Annotated in this window: 13 protein-coding genes and 5 pseudogenes; 6 read left to right on the top strand and 12 right to left on the bottom strand. The window is 59.7% G+C overall.

The features are described 5' to 3' along the window. Positions 1–81: 81 nt before the first annotated feature. A complete protein-coding gene (locus IPP03_02910; GenBank protein MBL0351674.1) occupies positions 82–264 on the top strand; it encodes a CsbD family protein in 183 nt (60 codons plus the stop codon). Positions 265–591: 327 nt separating this feature from the next. Here IPP03_02910 and IPP03_02905 read toward each other — a convergent pair. The 3 genes and pseudogenes from IPP03_02905 to IPP03_02895 all read right to left on the bottom strand — a co-directional run bounded on the left by IPP03_02905 (position 592) and on the right by IPP03_02895 (position 5,238). Beyond that, positions 592–1,479: pseudogene (locus tag IPP03_02905) on the bottom strand (transposase). A 168-nt stretch (positions 1,480–1,647) separates the two neighbouring features. After that, complete coding sequence (locus IPP03_02900) at positions 1,648–2,862, bottom strand: IS4 family transposase (GenBank protein ID MBL0351673.1); 1,215 nt, start codon at positions 2,860–2,862, stop codon at positions 1,648–1,650. A gap of 135 nt (positions 2,863–2,997) precedes the next feature. Beyond that, on the bottom strand, positions 2,998–5,238 hold the full coding sequence (locus IPP03_02895) for an IS4 family transposase (GenBank protein MBL0351672.1): 2,241 nt from the start codon (positions 5,236–5,238) through the stop codon (positions 2,998–3,000). Positions 5,239–5,430: 192 nt separating this feature from the next. Between IPP03_02895 and IPP03_02890 the strand changes: the two genes are divergently transcribed. The 3 genes from IPP03_02890 (at position 5,431) to IPP03_02880 (ending at position 6,609) form a co-directional block, all read left to right on the top strand. Next, a complete protein-coding gene (locus tag IPP03_02890) occupies positions 5,431–5,688 on the top strand; it encodes an Arc family DNA-binding protein (protein ID MBL0351671.1) in 258 nt (85 codons plus the stop codon). After that, positions 5,685–6,107 carry a type II toxin-antitoxin system VapC family toxin gene (locus tag IPP03_02885; protein ID MBL0351670.1) on the top strand — a complete coding sequence of 141 codons (423 nt, stop codon included), beginning with the start codon at positions 5,685–5,687 and terminating at the stop codon, positions 6,105–6,107. Before IPP03_02890 ends, IPP03_02885 begins: the two co-directional genes overlap by 4 nt. Before the next feature lie 160 nt (positions 6,108–6,267). Then, positions 6,268–6,609, top strand: a complete 342-nt coding sequence (locus IPP03_02880) for a LysR family transcriptional regulator (protein MBL0351669.1) — start codon at positions 6,268–6,270, stop codon at positions 6,607–6,609. A gap of 549 nt (positions 6,610–7,158) precedes the next feature. Here the strand turns inward: IPP03_02880 and IPP03_02875 are convergent. From IPP03_02875 to IPP03_02850, 6 genes and pseudogenes are all read right to left on the bottom strand, one after another. Then, positions 7,159–8,250, bottom strand: coding sequence for an ISAs1 family transposase (locus tag IPP03_02875; protein ID MBL0351668.1), 1,092 nt, complete (start codon positions 8,248–8,250; stop codon positions 7,159–7,161). Positions 8,251–8,387: 137 nt separating this feature from the next. Beyond that, positions 8,388–9,377, bottom strand: a complete 990-nt coding sequence (locus tag IPP03_02870; protein ID MBL0351667.1) for an aldo/keto reductase — start codon at positions 9,375–9,377, stop codon at positions 8,388–8,390. Positions 9,378–9,411: 34 nt separating this feature from the next. Further along, entirely contained in the window at positions 9,412–10,155 is a 744-nt protein-coding gene (locus IPP03_02865; GenBank protein MBL0351666.1) for an SDR family oxidoreductase, read from the bottom strand. After that, on the bottom strand, positions 10,152–10,592 hold the full coding sequence (locus tag IPP03_02860) for a cupin domain-containing protein (protein ID MBL0351665.1): 441 nt from the start codon (positions 10,590–10,592) through the stop codon (positions 10,152–10,154). Before IPP03_02860 ends, IPP03_02865 begins: the two co-directional genes overlap by 4 nt. A gap of 44 nt (positions 10,593–10,636) precedes the next feature. Then, positions 10,637–11,020 (bottom strand): annotated as a pseudogene (locus IPP03_02855) (DUF2255 family protein). A gap of 32 nt (positions 11,021–11,052) precedes the next feature. Continuing rightward, the gene (locus IPP03_02850; protein MBL0351664.1) at positions 11,053–11,385 is read right to left on the bottom strand and encodes a carboxymuconolactone decarboxylase family protein; all 333 of its coding nucleotides are present in this window, start codon (positions 11,383–11,385) and stop codon (positions 11,053–11,055) included. A 95-nt stretch (positions 11,386–11,480) separates the two neighbouring features. Here IPP03_02850 and IPP03_02845 point away from each other — a divergent pair, with 95 nt between their 5' ends. Beyond that, positions 11,481–12,374: a LysR family transcriptional regulator gene (locus tag IPP03_02845; GenBank protein MBL0351663.1), complete on the top strand. Its 894-nt coding sequence runs from the start codon at positions 11,481–11,483 to the stop codon at positions 12,372–12,374. A 238-nt stretch (positions 12,375–12,612) separates the two neighbouring features. Further along, positions 12,613–15,531 (top strand): annotated as a pseudogene (locus IPP03_02840) (Tn3 family transposase). Positions 15,532–15,601: 70 nt separating this feature from the next. On the opposite strand, the pseudogene IPP03_02835 reads toward IPP03_02840, so the two are convergent. From IPP03_02835 to IPP03_02825, 3 genes and pseudogenes are all read right to left on the bottom strand, one after another. Continuing rightward, a pseudogene (locus IPP03_02835) lies at positions 15,602–16,366 on the bottom strand (IS4 family transposase). Between the two features lie 628 nt (positions 16,367–16,994). After that, positions 16,995–17,384 (bottom strand): annotated as a pseudogene (locus IPP03_02830) (archease). Positions 17,385–17,467: 83 nt separating this feature from the next. Beyond that, entirely contained in the window at positions 17,468–19,087 is a 1,620-nt protein-coding gene (locus IPP03_02825) for an AAA family ATPase (protein MBL0351662.1), read from the bottom strand. Positions 19,088–19,089: the final 2 nt, after the last annotated feature.

The following is a 19,089-nucleotide window of genomic DNA, read 5'->3' as shown; positions in this document are numbered from 1 at the left end:
ACGAGCAATGGATCGTGAGATTTGCCGGACGAACCTGAGGGTGTCCGGGTTTCAGAAGCACTTACCAATGAGGAATCAATCATGAACAAAGATCAAGTCAAAGGCGCCGCAAAGGATCTGGGCGGGAAGATTCAGGAAGAATTCGGCAATCTGACCGGTGACAAATCGCAGCAAGCCGAAGGTCTGAAAAACCAGGTCAAAGGCAAGGTGCAAGAACAGGTTGGCGACCTGAAAGAGGAAATCAAGGAAGTCAAGAAGGGCTGATTCTTGTCGAAAAAGCCGTAGCAATGCGGCTTTTTTTATCGGCGGCCTTGCCGTGTGTTGCCGGCGGCGTAAATCCGTAGAAATATGGCGGCGAAACTGCTGGCCTTTATGGCAGTAAGCGCAAAACTGCTGCACTTACTGCCACCCTCAAGCGTATCGCCCCTCCATCGCGTCAAGGGTGCGCTTCGCCAGTCTGTATAAGGGGTTTGAGGCGCAGTGGAACGGAAAACACCGTTAGGTGTTTAGCATAACGCATCCAGGCATTGCCGTTGGCTGCTGCCCTGCTGTCAAGATATCCGTCGTCATTGACCCACCCGTGTACTCAGTCTAATCGCCGTCTGCAGGATTGCGCAGGGGCCGCAATTCGCCCTTGGCCACCGCCTCCGGTACTGAAAACGAATAGCGCCCCAGCATATTGATGTGCTTGTGCTGCAGCGGCGACAGCCGTGCCACGTCTTCGTCCCGCACCGGGTAGCCGCTCTGGCGTAGTTGGTTCAGGGCCGCCTCCATGTAGATCGTGTTCCACAACACGATCATGTTGAGCACCAGGCCGAGCGCACCCAACTGGTCTTCCTGCCCCTCGCGGTAGTGCTGGCGCAACTCGCCGCGTTTGCCGTGAAAGACGGCGCGGGCAACGCTATGCCGGCCTTCGCCACGGTTGAGCTGGGTCAGCGTGGCCCGGCGCTTGGCTTCGTCGTCGATATAGGTCAGCGTGTGCAGGGTCTTTTCGATCCGGCCGAACTCGGCGACGGCTTGTGCCAACCGGATCGGCCGGTCGCCGACCTGAAGCGTACGCATGATGCCCGTCGCCGGCACTCGGCCAAGCTTGAGCGACCCCACCAGGCGCAGCATGTCATCCCAGTGCGGCTCGATCTTGTGCAAACTGAGATGGTGTGCCGAGATCGAATTGAGCATGCCGTAGTCGGCCTGCTGGTCAATCCGCCAGAAGCGAGTCCCGCCGACGTCGGCCAGGCGCGGACTGAAACGATAGCCGAGCAGACGAAACAGACCGAAGACCACATCGCTGTAGGCGCCGGTGTCGGTCATGATCTGCGTTGGTTGGAGGTCGGTCTGCTGTTCAAGCACTACGGCCAGCAGGATCAAGCTGTCGCGCAACGTGCCGGGAACGATGATGTCGTTCAGGCCGGAAAACTGATCGGAGATCAGGTTGTACCAGGTAACGCCCCGACCGATGCCAAAATATTTCGGGTTCGGGCCGAATGGCACTTACTTAAGCTTTTTGGGATGTCCATTTTTCATGACGATAGCTTTGGCGAGATTACGTGGTTTGGTGAGCATTGGATAGGGTTTAGGTCGTCGTTTGACGGCGCGAGGCTCGATCCGGCCCGGTCGGTTACCCAATCCTCTCAACTTAGTCCATAGTCATACGGCGGGTTTGTAAGCAAAGGACAGGTGAGGCTTTCGCTGGTTTGGCCGAGGTCGAGCACGATCAGGGATAAATTTCTGAAGGTTTTTGACGATTTCCGAGAAGATTTCCTTGGTAACTCGGGTGGTGATTTGCTGCACACCCGCCAAGACTCGGGGCAAGATACGACGTACGGTATTGAAGGCCATCGTCCGATTCACTCCCCATGGCGAATCGCTGGGCAGCCGCTCTTCCGCAGCCAGGTAGGTGGCCAGGGCATTGAGATTGTCACACACCATCTTGGCCCCAACATCCTGGCAGGCGGCCAGCCAAGTCAGGCCGGACGTGTGCTCCAGATTGAGCCGGTGTTTGATGCGCTTGAACGCCTCCTCGATACGCCAACGGCTGTGATAAAGGGCTGAGAAGCTTGTGGCCGGATACCGCGCGGTATCAAGCAAGGAGGTCATCAAGACCCGTACCTTGCCAGTCGGCGTCACCTGACGAATCAGGCGAACCATAGAAGGCAGACGCGGACACTCGTAATCAATGGCATCCTGACGATGCGGTGGCGGCAATGTCACCTGCGCCTCATCTTCTCCGGATCGCATGAACTGGGTGATGGCAGAAAAGGAAGCGGACGAATCACAGCGTATGCAAAAGGGGATACCTCGATGCAACAGCGCCGCGACCAACCAGGCACCCGGATACCCGCGATCAAGCACCAGCATGTCCTGAGCACCGAGTCGGTCAAGCCGCTCAAACAACATCTGACGTTCGCCGACCAGCGAACTGTGCAAAATCAGCGAGTCGAACAATTCGATCCCTGGCCGAAACAAACCGAAGATGGCCGCTTCTCGAATATGGCGGCGCCCTTCCAGGTCAAGCAAGGTCAGACGTACCTTCGATGCATCCGCCGCCAAGACCCGCAAGCCTTGCCAGTCCGGCTGCTGCGGAACGACCTCATCGACCAGGCGCAGCAATTCTGTATTGAGCGGCTCAAAGAGATTGGCGACCAGATGGCTGCGCGCCTTTGAGAAGGCACTGGCCGTGATCGCCCGACAAAGGCGGGTTCTTCCGGCAAGCAGGGCAAAGCAGGAATCAAGCTCCGCCTGAACTGCGCCGCGAATGCCGGTGAGCAGGAAAGCGATCAGATTCGTGAATGGCAATTCACGGTTTCGGGTGAAAAACCGAGGCTCGCGGCGGGCGGCGGCAAGGAAATTGGCGCCATGAATGTAGTCCGTTAGCCGTGAAACGATATTGGCATATTTAGGCCGTCATATAAAGCCTATTTATATCAATTGGTTACATGCTCGATTATATCTTGGCGCGGCCAGATGGCAAAGTTGCCAAAATTAGATGACAGACCGCTAAGTCAAGAGGATTGGTCGGTTACCGACCTGTTGTTGGGCGATTAAAACGAATAGTTCGCTGTGTATGTTGTGATGGCTACGGCTCGCAAAGGGTGCCCAGGCGAGCCAGATTTGCACGGTATGCTTGAAGCTCAGTTGGCGCGGCAATCTGTGGGAGAGCATCGCAGCCTGAGCCATCATTAACCGAATCAGATTGTAGGCGAGGAGATAGACCCAGATTTCCTTGATCGCCATCGCAGGCGTCAGGCAACTCAGTCGTTCCATGCCGAGCGTGGTCTTGATGTTGCGCAGATCGAGTTCAACGTGCCAGCGATCCCGATAGAGCGATTTCAAGGCCGTCTTGTCGGTTTGTTTTGGGCAAAGCAATGTCGTCACCCGTGTCTTGCCGCCGACCCGAAGCTCGCGTACGGTCAGACTCTCGGGGGCCTGATCGTAGTCGGCCTGAGGCATCCAGTCGGGTTTGCTGGCGGGTTTTGGCAGCACGATCAGATGATCGCACTGCCCCAACTGCCGACCTCGGCAAAAATCGGTGGTGCGTTGCCGCGCGCCATTTTGTTCAAACACCGCATCAATGCACCGCTCGCGCAATGAGCAGAGGAGAAAGTAGGTGGCGTAGAAGGCGTCGCCCAACAGTAAATCACCCTGCTCCAGAGAATCGAATATCGAACGCAGCAACGACTGCTCATCGCTGCCCTTGCCCCGACAGGAGCCGGTCGTGGCATTGAGGACCGCCCCGCTACCCAAACAAACGAGCCCAACGATCCGGCACTGCGGGAAACCCAGTCCCGGCTTCTGGCTCGTCGGTTGCGGGTAGACGACCTGATTGTCTGAGGTGTCGGGCATTACGACGGTCGTCCCGTCCACCAGACGGACGGGACGACCCCGCCAATGCCAAGCTGTCGGCGCCTGCGTGGCGACTCTTTGCCCCACGTGGCACGCCAGTGTACTGAGCATCTTCAAAGGCAAGCGCTTTCGCGCCCGGCAATAGGCGCCCGTGTGGGTGCTGCCCGGCACCAGGCCGCCAACCAGGCATTTGACCGCACGGTCATTGACTGCCTTCTGGCAGGAACGATCGGTGCTCAGCGCTTGGGCCAGAAACATCGACAACGTCTCCGTCGGGGGATATTGCCTTTCTCGGTGGGGCGGCAGTTCAGATTCCACGGCATCCAACAATTCCGGCCCCGTCAACAGGTTGAAAAACGCATAGGCGTCGCTCTGGGCAGCGTGGGCCTTGACCGTTCGGTGTTGCTGTGCGCGTGTACTGCGGATAGGATGCATTTGGGCTGGCTCATCGTGGGCGGGTTGGGTATTTGGCGACGCCAACTTATCACGCGTCGATCCAGCCTGTTTCATCATTTGCATCAAAGAGTTGAACGTTAAGTAAGTGCCATTCGGGTTCGGGCCGGCATGCACAGTTCGCACCGGCACGACGAAGCGCATGCCATCGGCGGAGGCCACCTCGCCGCCACCCCACAAGCTGGCCAGCGCCAGATGGCTTTGTGCCGCGACCAGTATCGCGTTGGCGTCCACCTGCGTGTCGTCGCGGAGGTAATTCTGGTCTACCCAAGACAGCCGGTCGCGCTTCAGTGCGGGCACGTCGCCACGGATCAGCGGCTCCAAGCCAGTATTGCAGGCTTCGGCCATCAGCACCGCGCACAGGCTGACGTGTAGGTCGGCGGCGCGGGCCGTACGTTCCGAGATATGGGTGAAGGCGTCAGTAAAGCCGGTACGGGCTGCGACTTCCAGGATCAGTTCAGGCAGGTCAACACGCGGCAGCATGCCGGCGACTGTCTCCCGTAGGGCGAGCAGCGAGGCCGGTTCTTCCATCTTGTCTAGTGGACTGAGCACCAGGTCGTGCTTGTCGCCGCTCTTATCGAACCGCACCGCCGGGTTGTCGGGCAGTCTGGCCGCGACGGCGCGGTAGGTGCGGTCAAGCTCGGCGGCCAGGGCCGTCAGCGTCGGCTCGGGGCTGGCCGATAGCCCCAGGGTCCGGCAGATGATCGGCCGGGTGGCTTCCCACTCGCTGCCATCGAGGAGGCCGGCTCGAGGATCGGCGTAGCGCCAGCTCGGCGTCACGAACACATCGCGCTGACGTAGCGCGATGTGCAGCTCGTCAAGCACGCAAAAGGTACCAGCGATGTAGTAGCCGGCCGCCCTAGTGCTGTGCTCGATGTTGGCTTGGCGGGTCAGATCCTGTTCATCGGTGCTGACGCGTAGATAGATGCGGGCGACTTGCATGACGGTTGGCCAAGATGGGTATAGCTAACTTGTCCTAGCGTAGCAGGCCTGGCCAAGAAGGCAAAACGCAATCTAAATTGGCTAGTTTGTTTTTGGCTACCCAAATGGACCACGTCGCATGAAAATGCTTGCGCGGTGGTATCAATGACATACAATGGTTCCATTGACAGCGTTACATTGGAAAGCTACCAAATGGCAAACGTGAATGTAAGAAATCTGCCTGATGAGGTGCATCGGGCCATCCGAATCCAAGCCGCCCAGCACGGCCGCAGCACCGAGGCCGAAATCCGCGACATCTTGGAGCGGGCAGCGAGGCCCGATGGCCGCGTGAAACTTGGCTCTTTCTTGGCCTCCATCGCCCGCGAGGCTGGCGGCCTAACCGATGAAGAACACGCCTTGTTTGAGAGCGTGCGCATCAAGTCTCCGGCCCGTGCGGTGAGCTTCGAATGATCCTGCTCGATACGAACGTGATTTCGGAGCCGCAGCGCCAGAAGCCCAATGCCCGCGTCCTTGACTGGATCGACGCGCAAGCGCTGGAAACGCTCTACCTGTCCGCGATCACGGTAGCCGAGTTGCGTGCGGGTATCGCGCTGATGCCGGCAGGAAAGCGCCGGGACAGCCTGCATGAGAACTTGGAAAAGGGCCTGCTGCCGATGTTCGCCAATCGGGTGCTTTCGTTCGATATGGCTTGCACGAAGGCTTATGCCGAGCTGCTGGCCAAGTCCCGTGCTGCCGGCTTGGCGGTCGAAACAGCCGATGCCTTCATTGCGGCCGTCGCCCTTGCCAACGGCTTCACCGTCGCCACCCGCGACACCAGCCCTTTTGAGGCTGCCGGGCTGAACGTCATCAACCCATGGGAGACGGCTTAATGACCACGGCCCAGGAGAACTACACCGCACGGCTGGCCGCCGAAATTCAGGCCGCCATCGACGGGGGCGTCTCAGAACAATGACGTTGGCTTAACCGTGTTTTTCGTTCCGTTGCGCCTCAGACCCCAGGGAGCGCAGCTTTACTCGGGCGGCAGCAAAAATAGGCGTTTCCACATCTGCGCTGAGTCATACCATTCGCGCTCTCGAGGCTGAGTTGGGCGTGCGCCTTCTCACCAGAACGACCCGAAGCGTTTCGGCGACAGAGGCAGGAGAGCGGCTTCTGTACTCCGTTGGTCCTCGGCTCGAAGAGGTTGAGACGGAGCTTGACGCAATCAGCGATCTTGTAGGTAAGCCAAATGGCACTGTTCGAATTACTTCTACCGACTATGCCGTTGATACTTTGTTGTGGCCGCAGCTTGCACCGCTAGTTATAACGGCTCGCATTTGCAACTGGCCGTGCTCGCATTCGACGCCATTCCCGGCTCGAATTAACTGCAAATGAAAAGCCGCTCATGCTCACATTAAGTGCAAATGAGCTTGCATTCGTCGGCACCGGCTTGCATTCCATTTCAGCGTGCTCAAATTAATTGCAAATGAAATTAACGGCAGCACCCAACCGAAACAGACGTTCAGGCAACACCAGTATCAATGCTGGCGTGCATAAAGTTCCACTTCATGAGTGCCCGAGTTTGCCTGAACACCGTATCACTACAATAATCGGACGTGGTCACAAACGGCGGATAGATCATCCGCCAGATGTTCTCTTTCCGATATCAAAGGGGGATTTTGCTCAAAGCCAATTTCGGAATTTATGTGGCGGATATTCTCACGGTATTCTTCATCAAAAATAGTCTTGTCATGGGCGAGAACGCCATTTACTTCTGCCCTATCGACTTAACGACTCGACGACCAATTGCTCGGGGTCGCCGAACGCGCTGACGCTCACGCGGCTGGTGTTTGAGTGCTTCATATTCATCTCCAAAGCTGAACTCAGTGTTCGCTCATCCGCTCGACCGCCTCGGGGTAGCGCCAGGGCCTCCGCACTCGAAAATCATAATGCCTGAAACCCCAACATATTCATGCGTACCTCATCATCCCAGGCCGCCCGCTTGCGCTTCAAGCGCAAGCTGCATTTCTTTTTGTCGGTCTTATCCAGGCGAATGAGATTGAGGACGATCTTCTTGAGCAGGGAGAGGTTTTGTGGCGCATGGTCTTCACGCACCGTACTGCCGTCCTCGCCCATCGTGACATCAAGCATCCAATGAAGTTGGTTCTCGATTCCCCAATGGCTACGGGCCGCTTGGGCCAGTTGCTCAGGCGTCAAAGCCCGCGAGGCAATGTAATACCGTTGCTCCAGCGTCGCCGCCTTGCCGGTGACCTGACGTACCGAGTCAATGCGGCCAATGACGGCGCACTCCGGCCAGTCAGCCAACACCACGACGCCTTCCGCTGGCAGGATCGACGCGATTTGCGCCACCACGCGGCCATGCGATTTCTCGACGTGTTCGTTTCGCCCCGCTGTCTCTCGACGATCAATGAAAGCGCCCTGGATCGCGTTGAACAGCTTGGGTTGATTGCCTTTGACGGCGAGCAGGTAATCCGCTTTTTTGTCAATGATCTTTCGGGCAATGGCGCGCTGGCAGCCCATGGCATCGATACTGACCAGAAAGCCGTCGATCGCAAGCGCTTCAAGCAATTCGGGAATGGCGGTGATTTCGTTGCTCTTGCCGCAGACCTTCTCCTGACCCAGGGCAATGCCCAGTTGGGTGGCGAAGGCGCTAACCAGGTGAATGGCGTCTTCGCCACCATTGCCCGATCCACGCACCGTTTTGCCGTCGACCGCAATCGTTCCTGCCAACGTCGGTACGGCCTGAGTCACCCAGCGCCGGAAGCTGGCTTCGAATTGCCCAGGATCAAGCAGGCGAAAGAGTCGCAGAAAGGTGTCTTCGGACGGCACGCCATTTTTCAGCACCAGAAACCGACGCAACCACTGCTCACGCGATTGCGCCCAGGCAGCAGCGTCTTCCACACTGTCGCAATCCGAGAGAACACCGGCGATCGCCATCACGAGCATCTCCCGAAAGTCATGCCGCGTCCCATTGCTGGCCTTCCGGGGATCATCGATTTCGTTCAAGCATTCCATCAAAACCAGACCTTTCGTCGCGCTCATTGGGGGCACCCAAAAGACGAGAGTAGACGTGATTTCCGATGGGTTTACAAGATGATGGCGTAACGTGCTGAATGTTAACGACTTTTTCAGGGAGATAATGACAAATGGAATTATTCATTCCGAGTGCGGAGGCCCTGGGGGTAGCGCGCGCCCTGGATCGTGATCTTAGAAGCCGCGCTCTCGATCTCGCGCAGGTCCTCCGCGCTCAGGCCGACTTCGGCCGCAGCGATGTTCTCCGCCAGGCGGTTACGCTTGGTCGTGCCCGGGATGGGCACGATCCAGGGCTTCTGCGCCAGCAGCCAGGCCAAGGCGATCTGGCCCGTCGTCGCCCCCTTGCGTGCGGCGACGACGCCAAGCAGGTCAACCAACGCCTGGTTGGCCAGCCGCGCCTCGGGCGTGAAACGCGGCACGGCATTGCGGAAGTCGCTGCTGTCGAATTGCGTCTTGGCATCGATCTTCCCGGTGAGAAAGCCCTTGCCGAGCGGGCTGAAGGGCACGAAGCCGATGGCCAGTTCCTCCAGTGTTGGCAGAACCACTTTCTCGGGTTCGCGGTACCACAGCGAATACTCGCTCTGCAGTGCTGTGACGGGTTGCACCGCATGGGCGCGACGGATCGTTTGTGCGTTGGCCTCGGAGAGACCGAAATGCTTGATCTTACCCTGCGCGATCAAGTCCTTGACCGCGCCGGCCACGTCCTCGACCGGGACGCTGGGGTCGACACGGTGCTGGTAGTACAGGTCGATGGCTTCGACCCGCAGACGCTTGAGCGAGCCCTCCACCACCGTCTTGATGTGCTCGGGACGGCTGTCCTGTATGCTCCAGCGCGCCTCGCCGTCGAAGGCCGCCCGGTGGCCGAACTTGGTGGCAATCACCACCTGGCCCCGGAAGGGTTCAAGGGCCTCGCCCAGCAAATCTTCATTGTCGAGCGGCCCGTAGACTTCAGCCGTGTCGAAGAATGTCACACCTTGCTCCACGGCAAAGCGGATCTGACCGATCATCTCGGCACGGTCCGGCTTGGGGCTGTACGACCAACTCATGCCCATGCAACCCAGCCCCAAGGCTGACACTTCCAGGCCTTGGCCAAGTTGACGCTTCTTCATTTGTTTGTCCTTTGCAATAGGTGATGTTTGCGTATCAAAACGCCTGGCCCGTCGGACGGAAGACGACCTCGTTAATATCGACGTCCGCAGGTTGCTCGATGGCATAGGCCACCGCCCGCGCGAAGGCGTCCGGAGAGATGGCGATCTGGTAAAACGCCCGCATGCCAGCCTGCACTTCCGCGTCGGTCATGCTGTCCACCAGTTCGGTGGCCACGGCGCCAGGACAGACGACGGTGGTGCGTATGTGCTGGCCCGTAACCTCTTGACGCAGGCCCTCGGAGATCGCTCGCACCGCGTGCTTGGTCGCCGAATACACCGTGCCCCCGGCGGGTACCTTGAGGCCGGCCACGGACGACACGTTGATGATGTGTCCGGCCTGTTGGCGCGTCATGTGCGGCAGGACAGCAGCGATACCGTACAGAACGCCCTTGATGTTCACATCGATCATGCGGTCCCAGTCCTCGACGGCCAGACGTTCCAGCGGTGAACTAGGCATCAGGCCCGCATTGTTGACCAGCACGTCGACTCGCCCGTAGGTCTTAACCGCGGCGTCCACCAGGTGCTGAACTTGCTCGCGTTGCGTGACATCGGTCTGCACCGCCAGGGCCTTGCTACCGGTGGCGGCCAATTCCTCTGCCAAAGCCTGGATGCGGTCGGTGCGTCGCGCGCCAAGCACGACCACTGCGCCCTTGGACGCCAGATGCCGCGCGGCGGCCTCACCCAGCCCGCTGCTGGCACCGGTGATGACGACGACCTTGCCTTCGATGTTGTTGCTCATGGCGATACTCCTTGATGACTGTGCCGTTGTTCGTTGGCCGGACCAACGATGTATTCCGCATCGGTGACCTTCTGAAGCCACTCGACGTTCTTACCGTCGAGGGCCTCCTGGATGGCGATGTGGGTCATGGCCGTGGTTGGCGTGGCACCATGCCAATGCTTGTGGCCGGGCGGACACCAGATCACGTCACCGGCACGGATCTCGACGATGGGCTCGCCTTCGCACTGGGTCCAGCCGCATCCGGCCGTGACGAGCAGGGTCTGGCCCAATGGGTGGGTATGCCACGCAGTACGTGCGCCCGGCTCGAAGGTCACGCTGGCGCACGACACGCGCGCTGGCGGAGGCGGCGCGTTCAATGGGTCGATGCGGACGGTGCCGGTAAAGAATTCCGCAGGGCCGGGTATGGAGGGCTGCGAGCCCGCGCGTTTGAGTTCCATGGTGTTTCCCATTCTCGCCCGTCGATCGGGCATGCATTGCTAACTCAGCGAGCTTGCTCGCGAGGGTTGATTTGCACCGTTGCCGAGCGTGCCGACGCGGCAATCATCGGGGCGAGGTACTCACTACTGCCGTACTTGGCGCGGTACGCATCGTCGATATGGTTATTGAGCGGCCCGTCGACCGACTCAAAAGCGACTTCCGTCGTCTTGCCAGTCGCGACGATGCGCCCCGCACGTTGGCTCATGGCCGCCTGGTACCAAGTGGACCGTTACCCGTGGTAACCGCGCACAAACAACTCGCCGTCCACCGCAACGCACCAAATCCAGGTCGGCATGCCATAGGTGATGCCGTCCTCGCGAAGGGGTGCAATGTGGAGGTCGTCTGCCTCGACCATGCCGCGCAACTCTGCGTCTGACCACTTGCGCATGGCTATTCCTTTCTGTTCTGTTGAGAGAGACTTCAAGGTGCTTCCGTGCCGAACAAAGCCTTCGCTTTGGTGATGGCTGACATTGCACTCGGCCAGCCGACGTAGAAGGCCAGGTGGGTGATGAGTTCGACCAGCTCCGCTTGGGTCACGCCATTGGTGACGGCCAAAGGGAAGTGGTAATCGATCTGCTCGGTCTTGCCTGTGGCCACCAGCGCGGCGCAGGTGATCAGACTGCGATCCCGCAGGGACAAGTCAGGGCGCTTCCAGACATCGCCAAACAACACCTTGTCAGTGATTTCTGCCAGCTTGGTTGCGAGGTCGCCAAAGGCGCGCTGGGCACCGCTAATCGTTTGCTCGTTGTTCATATGTGCCTTTCGATTCGATGCTGAGAAGTCTAGGACTTGCTGGCATAGATGACTAGCTGGTATAAATAGCATAGTCTTGTGAACATAGTTCAGCAATGCGGCGCGACAACATCAGTGATTTATTGGTTTTTCTGGCGGTGGCGCAGGAGCGCAGCTTCACCCGGGCTGCCGCCAAGCTCGGCGTCTCGCCAACGGCCCTGAGCCACACTATTCGCACGCTTGAAACACGCGTGGGGGTGCGGTTGCTGACCCGCACGACTCGTAGCGTGTCACCCACCGAGGCGGGTGAGCGGCTTCTGCAGAGTGCAGGCCCCCGAATCGAGGCGATCGAGAGCGAACTTGCTGCGATCAGCGAACTGCGCGACAAGCCTGCGGGCACGATCCGCATCACCACGACCGACTTCGCAGCCGATACGGTTCTGTGGCCACGCCTGGCGCCGGTCTTGGCCGCCTATCCCGACATCAAGATCGAACTCAGTATCGACTTCGTGCTGACCGACATCGCGGCCAACAAATTCGACATCGGCGTACGTTGGGGCGATCAGATAGCCAAGGACATGGTGGCTGTGCGTGTGGGGCCGGACATGCGGATGGGTGTCGTAGGGTCTCCGGCCTACCTCAAGAGCCGTCCGGCGCCCAAGGGGCCGCAGGAATTGCTTCAGCATAGTTGCATCACGCTGCGGCTGCCCACGCGCGGCGACATCTACGCCTGGGAGTTGAAGAAGGGCAAGCGCGAAGTGCAGGCGCGTGTCGACGGCCAACTGACCTGCAATGGCGTCTACCAGATGCTCAACGCTGCCGTCGACGGAGCGGGCCTAGCCTTCGTTCCAGCGTACTTGGCCGAGCCTCATGTCGCCGCCGGCCGCCTGCGATGGGTTTTGGAGGATTGGTCCCCGACGTTTCCTGGGCTACACATCTTCTACCCCAGCCGTCGCGAGCACTCTCGAGCTTTTGCCTTGGTTATTGACGCGCTTCGATACCGGGCCTGAGGGTGACGCTAGTTAAGTGACCAATGCCGTTTGGTGCGCCCGCCCGCTCAGCCGCAGCGAATGACAGATTCCTGCACGGACACGAACCTGATGATGCAACGTCAGGTTTTGGCCGCTGTGTGCTATCAGCAGCAGGGAGCTTCTTCCGCAGTGCAATCCACTTCTGACGTTTGGTACATCAGTCTTCTGAAAACGACAGCCGTGGAATCTTGTACCAATACTTGAGAACTGGATAGCTATGCCGCGTCGTTCCATCTTGTCGACCGCTGAGCGGGCAAGCCTGCTGGCTTTGCCAGATGCAGAAGACGAACTGATCCGGCACTACACACTCAGCGATGCCGACCTGTCGTTGATCCGCCAACGGCGTGGTGATGCAAACAGGCTGGGTGTCGCGGTGCAACTGTGCTTGCTGCGCTACCCCGGTCAGGGCCTGCTGCCCGATGCCGCCGTGTCGGTGTCCTTTTTGCACTGGGTCGGACGGCAACTGCGTACCGATGCGGCGTGCTGGCCACAGTATGCCGAACGCGAAGAAACCCGGCGTGAGCATCTGCTCGAACTACGCGCCTACCTGCGCGTAGAGCCGTTCGGCCTAGCCCACTACCGGCAAGCCGTCCACGCGGCAACCGAGTTGGCCATGCAAACCGATAAAGGCATTGTGCTGGCCGCCAGCGTCCTCGATGCACTGCGTCACCAGCACATCATTATTCCAGCACTGGATGTTATTGAACGTGTCTGCGCTGAAGCGATCACCCGCGCCAACCGACGCATCCACGAAGCCTTGTCCGAGCCGTTGTCGGACACGCATCGCCGTCGCCTTGATGACCTGCTCAAACGCCGCTACAACGGCAAGACCACTTGGCTGGCCTGGCTGCGCCAGTCACCGGCCAAACCAAACTCGCGGCACATGCTCGAACACATCGAACGCCTCAAAGCCTGGCAAGCGCTCGACCTGCCCGCAGGCATCGAGCGGCTGGTTCATCAAAACCGCCTGCTCAAGATCGCCCGCGAGGGCGGACAGATGACGCCCGCCGACCTGGCCAAGTTCGAGCCGCAGCGGCAGTATGCCACCCTCGTGGCGCTCGCCATCGAGGGCATGGCCACCGTCACCGATGAGATTATCGACCTACACGACCGCATCCTGGGCAAGCTGTTCAACGCGGCCAAGAACAAGCATCAGCAGCAGTTCCAGGCATCCGGCAAGGCGATCAACGCCAAGGTGCGCCTGTATGGACGTATCGGCCACACCTTGATCGAAGCCAAGCAGTCGGGACGCGACCCGTTCGCCGCCATTGAGGCCGTCATGTCCTGGGACGCTTTTGCCGAGAGCGTCACCGAGGCGCAGAAGCTCGCGCAGCCCGAGGACTTCGATTTCCTGCACCGTATCGGCGAGAGCTACGCGCCGGAATTCCTGGCCGTGCTCAAGCTGCGGGCTGCGCCTGCCGCCAAGGATGTGCTCGAAGGCATCGAGGTGCTGCGCGGCATGAATGCCGACAACGCCCGCAAGGTGCCCAACGAGGCCCCGACCGGCTTCATCAAGAAACGCTGGGAGAAACTGGTGATGAGCGACGCCGGTATCGACCGGCGCTACTACGAGTTGTGCGCGTTGTCGGAACTGAAGAACGCGCTACGTTCTGGCGACATCTGGGTACAGGGATCGCGCCAGTTCAAGGACTTCGAGGACTACCTGGTGCCGCCCGAGAAATTCGCCAGCCTCAAGCAGGCCAGTGAATTGCCACTGGCCGTGGCCACCGACTGCGACAAGTACCTGCACGAGCGGCTGACGCTGCTGGAAGCGTAGCTTGCTGCCGTCAACCGCATGGCGCTGGCCAACGACTTGCCGGACGCCATCATCACCGAGTCCGGCTTGAAGATCACGCCGCTGGATGCGGCGGTGCCCGACACCGCGCAGGCGCTGATCGACCAGACGGCGATGTCTCTGCCGCACATCAAGATCACCGAATTGTTGTTGGAGGTGGATGAGTGGACGGGTTTCACCCGGCACTTCGCACACCTGAAATCGGGCGACCTGGCCAAGGACAAGCACCTGCTGCTGTGCGCCGTCCTGGCCGATGCGATCAACCTGGGTCTGACCAAAATGGCCGAGTCTTGCCCTGGCACGACCTACGCCAAGCTGTCTTGGCTGCAAGCCTGGCATATCCGTGACGAAACCTATTCGACAGCACTGGCCGAGTTGGTGAACGCGCAGTTCCGGCATCCCTTTGCCGCACATTGGGGTGACGCCACTACGTCATCGTCAGATGGCCAGAATTTCAGAACCGGTAGCAAAGCAGAGAGCACAGGTCACATCAACCCGAAATATGGCAGCAGCCCAGGGCGAACTTTCTACACCCACATTTCTGACCAGTACGCGCCGTTTCACATCAAGGTGGTCAACGTGGGCGTGCGCGATTCAACCTATGTGCTCGACGGCCTGCTGTATCACGAGTCCGACTTGCGCATCGAGGAACACTACACCGACACGGCGGGCTTTACCGATCACGTCTTCGGCTTGATGCACCTGCTGGGCTTCCGTTTTGCACCGCGAATCCGCGATCTGGGCGACACAAAGGTGTTTATTCCAAAAGGCGAAGCCAGTTACGACGCGCTCAAGCCGATGATCAGCAGCGACCGACTGAACATCAAGGCCATTCGCGCACATTGGGATGAAATCCTGCGGTTGGCCACCTCGATCAAGCAGGGCACGGTGACTGCCTCGCTGATGCTGAGAAAGCTCGGCAGCTATCCGCGCCAGAACGGCTTGGCCGTCGCCCTGCGCGAGTTGGGGCGCATCGAGCGCACGCTGTTTATTCTGGACTGGTTGCAAAGCGTTGAGTTGCGCCGCCGCGTGAATGCTGGGCTGAACAAGGGTGAAGCACGTAACGCCTTGGCCCGCGCCGTGTTCTTCAATCGCCTCGGCGAAATCCGCGACCGTAGTTTCGAGCAGCAACGCTACCGGGCCAGTGGCCTCAATCTGGTGACGGCTGCTATCGTGCTGTGGAACACGGTCTATCTTGAGCGGGCGGCAAACGCACTGCGTGGGAGCGGCCATGCTGTCGATAACGCGTTGTTGCAATACTTGTCACCATTGGGCTGGGAGCACATCAACCTGACTGGTGATTACCTGTGGCGCAACAGCGCCAAGGTCGGCGCGGGATAATTCAGGCCACTACGACCGCTGCGATTGGCTTAGCGTACGATTTTTCCGTTTTCTGAGACGACCCCTAATAGCCATCCAGGGCAATCGTCTGGTCGCAGAGAATACCGGTACTGCGGTCGGTTGGCGCCGAATAGACGCGATGGGAATTCAGGTTCGATTTGGCACGGGTCACGAAGAAAGCCCCCGCCTGATGCAACCTGTGCAAGCGGGCGAAATCAACATAACCGCGATCCATGACGTAAATCGCACCGGCTTCCGGGGTCAGCAAGTCCGGCGCATGGACATCGTGCAGTTTCCCGTCGGAGACGTGGATAAAACTGGGAATACTGCCGCGTCCCACAGGGATTTCCTCTGGTCACAAGTCGAGCAGCGTATGCATCTTCACCGCCGCCTTGGTGGTACGGAAATGCGCCCAGGGAAATACCGACAGGCACAGGTCGATGGGGGTCGAATCGAGCGCATACACGGTGTTCGACAATTCCAGGCCCAAGTCTTCGCTGGCATAGAGCTTTCTTGCCTGGACAATCAGCCACGCGGCAAAGTCGGCGTAGATGCGCCAATCCCGCGATTCGTTTGCGTCGGCCAATGTCGCACGCCGTACCGGCTCGCGAAATCCCATGTGGTACAGCTTGGCGGATTGCGCCGACAGACAGGTCTCGATGTCCCGCAAGCTCTCCCGATATGTCAGTTGTGCAAAGGCCATCACCCGAAATTGTTCGGCGCAACTCAGTGTGCGAACGCCTTTGTCGCCGCTGTAGCGTGTGACATAGCGATTGAATGTCGACCACGGCAGGAAATCCATCAACTGGGAAAACAGTGTCTTGCCGGCGTTCATGGCAACACCCTTCAGAAAATTTCGAAGGGCCATTTTTCGCCGATTTCAAATCGACACCACACCTTTTCGCTCGGAAAGCCCCGTCAGTCACGGCGCTCGGCAGTTCGAGTGCTCATTTGACCGGACAGTAGTGATTTATTAAAGTAAAACCGGATTATTTTACGGTCTGCAATCTTTGTGGTCGCGTCTCCTGGTAAGGAGCGCACTGGCAGCGGATGCGGCAGTTGCTGGACGTGACGATCGCGCAATACGGCGCTTCTCTTGACGACCGATGAAGTACGCCGCCGGACGCCGCGTTGGCTGACACGCCAGGTTGTGCTCAAGCCTACGACGGCGCCATCCTCGGCATCGAAGGCGACAACACTGTCAATGGGAAAGCCATAGTCCTAGTGAGCGTCGGGCATCGCGTACGACGCCGTGACGATTCCGGGCAGGCTGGCGACGTTGGCCACCTGCCCGGTCACCTATTCGTCCATTGCTTCAAGCAGTTCGCGCGACGCAAAAACAACCCTGGCACCCGCATTCGGTCCACCGCCAGAACCCCCCATTCGAAGTCATCGCGTCGTTTCAGCCGTAAAATGTTCATTGCCGGCTTTCGCTTGATTGGTTCGGGTACTAATTTGACTCCAACATCGACGACGCACTGCGCTGGGTAGCGGGCGTCACTTTGTCGCCCGACCGCCAGTTCGCAATAGGAGGGACCCTTCATCTCCGCAGCCGGCTGATGACGCGAAATGTCGATCGGCTCGCCCTAGGCGGTGGCCGTCGGATGGTGAGACTCGATGCTGGCATCGAATCGCGAAAACAGCATGTGCCGCGTCGCCATATTGCGGATCAGGGCGTCAAGCCAATCGACGAGCAGCAGTCCGTCGTCCGGCGCCGCGCATTCCACGGTCACGGCGTGGCGATCCACGATTCGTTCCAGATCGCATCCAGATCGCAGATTGCCGATTACCGACGTCATCGCGGTGGTGGCGCCGGCAAAGGCCTCCGCCAGGGTAGCGCCGCTGCCACGGATGCCGACATCGGCCTCGGGGGTAAAGGTCTGCTATTCCATCAGCGCGCGCGACACGTCCGTCTCGGGCGGTCAGCGGCATGTCGTCAGGTGCCGGCGGCGAGCGATAGGATCGGAATATCCTGCAAGGCCGCCGGTAGGTATTCCGGGAAAGGACCGCTGGTGTCAATGTTGAGGCAGCAGGCCTCTTCGTCAGACGTAAAGGTCTCGCGGTCGCGTATCTGTTGTGCCAGCACTGCCCGGTCTGCCTCCGAGGCGTCGCGGCCACCCGCCCGGCGAGTTACGAGGCGGCACTGCAGGACTGTTTCCGGGGCAGCGCAGGCGAGGATGGCGAAGGGAACCCCTCGCGCTGCCGCGACGTCCCGGAACACCTTGCGCTGCCAGGTCTTGAGGGTGGCTGCGTCCACCAGCACCGTATAGCCAGCCGCAAGGATATCGTCAGCCAGTTCGACGAGACGGTCGTAGGTTGCAGCAGTTGCGGCTGCATCGTAGATGCCGTCGCCAACAGCGCTGTCACTGCGGGCGAGGGCGGGCAGGCCGAAAAGGCGCTTGCGCTCGATATCCGAACGGATGCGCAAAGCACCCAGTCTCTCCAGCAGTTGCTGCGCGAGCCAGCTTTTCCCCGAACCGGAAAGCCCATGCATGAGCAGCAGCCTGGGCTTACCCGGCAAGGTGGCGTTCGCCGCAAAGGCCAGATACCGATCGCAGCTGGCGAGTTCCGCCAGCCTGCTTGCAGGCTCCTCCTGACTGGCACGTATCGCGGCGACCTTGGCCCGCACCAGTGCACGGTAGACGGCGTAAAAGGCGAGCAGAGGCAGGCCGCGATAGTCGCCAGTCGCTTCCAGATAGCGGTTGAGCAGGCGATGTCCGTAGTCGGCGCGGCCACGTTCCGCCAGGTCCATGGTCAGAAAGGCAATTTCGTTGAGCACGTCGATCCATCGCAGTCCAGGGTCAAATTCGATGCAGTCGAAAATCCGCAACCCGGTAGCTGTCCTCGCAATGTTTCCGAGATGGAGGTCGCCATGGCACTCCCGGACCCAGCCGTCACGCAGGCGGGTTGCGAGCAGGTCGGCCAACTGGTTGAAGCGCTGACGACTCCATGCTTCCAGGTCGGCGAGCTGGGCGTGGTGGACCGCGCCGGATAGCTGTTCACCAAGCTGAGCAAAGTTCTGCGCCATCGGTTCCCAGACGGCTTCCGGCGAGCCGAAGTGCCGGTCAGGCGGAGTTCGTTCCGCACGGCCATGAAAATCGGCCAGATCATCGGCGAGTTGGTCGATCAGATCCAGGGAAAGACGTCCTGCCGCCAATTGCCGGTTGAGCAGCGCCTCCTGCGGGAAGCGGGTCATCTGCACCGCATACTCGATTGCCTCGCCATTCCCGGCCAAGCGCGGTGCATCGGGGGAGCCGGTGATCGCGACTACCGCCAGATAAAGTTCAGGGGCCAGACGACGGTTGAGACGCAGTTCCTCCTCGCAATAACTGCGGCGTCTGGCGAGGGTGCTGAAATCGAGAAATCCCAGCGCGACCGCCTTCTTGATCTTGTAGGCGTAGGCGCCGCTCAACAGCACGTAAGAAATGTGCGTCTCGATCACCTCGACCTTCTCGGCCGGATGCGGATAACAGACGGGGTTGCGTAGCGCGGCTATGAGTTTCGCCTGTCCGCGACTGTCTGCGCTGATGGAGGCCTGCGATGGACGCCGGGGCAAAT

The sequence above is a fragment of the Candidatus Dechloromonas phosphoritropha genome (genome assembly GCA_016722705.1).
GTDB lineage: Bacteria > Pseudomonadota > Gammaproteobacteria > Burkholderiales > Rhodocyclaceae > Azonexus > Azonexus phosphoritrophus.
This window is presented reverse-complemented; position numbering and strand designations above follow the sequence as displayed.

Excerpts from the sequence above, each read along its gene's own strand:
- IPP03_02850 (MBL0351664.1), bottom strand. The coding sequence starts at position 11,385 with ATGAACAACGAGCAAACGATTAGCGGTGCCCAGCGCGCCTTTGGCGAC.
- IPP03_02860 (MBL0351665.1), bottom strand. The coding sequence starts at position 10,592 with ATGGAACTCAAACGCGCGGGCTCGCAGCCCTCCATACCCGGCCCTGCG.
- IPP03_02895 (MBL0351672.1), bottom strand. The coding sequence starts at position 5,238 with ATGCAAGTCGCCCGCATCTATCTACGCGTCAGCACCGATGAACAGGAT.
- IPP03_02865 (MBL0351666.1), bottom strand. The coding sequence starts at position 10,155 with ATGAGCAACAACATCGAAGGCAAGGTCGTCGTCATCACCGGTGCCAGC.
- IPP03_02845 (MBL0351663.1), top strand. The coding sequence starts at position 11,481 with ATGCGGCGCGACAACATCAGTGATTTATTGGTTTTTCTGGCGGTGGCG.
- IPP03_02875 (MBL0351668.1), bottom strand. The coding sequence starts at position 8,250 with ATGGAATGCTTGAACGAAATCGATGATCCCCGGAAGGCCAGCAATGGG.
- IPP03_02910 (MBL0351674.1), top strand. The coding sequence starts at position 82 with ATGAACAAAGATCAAGTCAAAGGCGCCGCAAAGGATCTGGGCGGGAAG.
- IPP03_02890 (MBL0351671.1), top strand. The coding sequence starts at position 5,431 with ATGGCAAACGTGAATGTAAGAAATCTGCCTGATGAGGTGCATCGGGCC.
- IPP03_02885 (MBL0351670.1), top strand. The coding sequence starts at position 5,685 with ATGATCCTGCTCGATACGAACGTGATTTCGGAGCCGCAGCGCCAGAAG.
- IPP03_02870 (MBL0351667.1), bottom strand. The coding sequence starts at position 9,377 with ATGAAGAAGCGTCAACTTGGCCAAGGCCTGGAAGTGTCAGCCTTGGGG.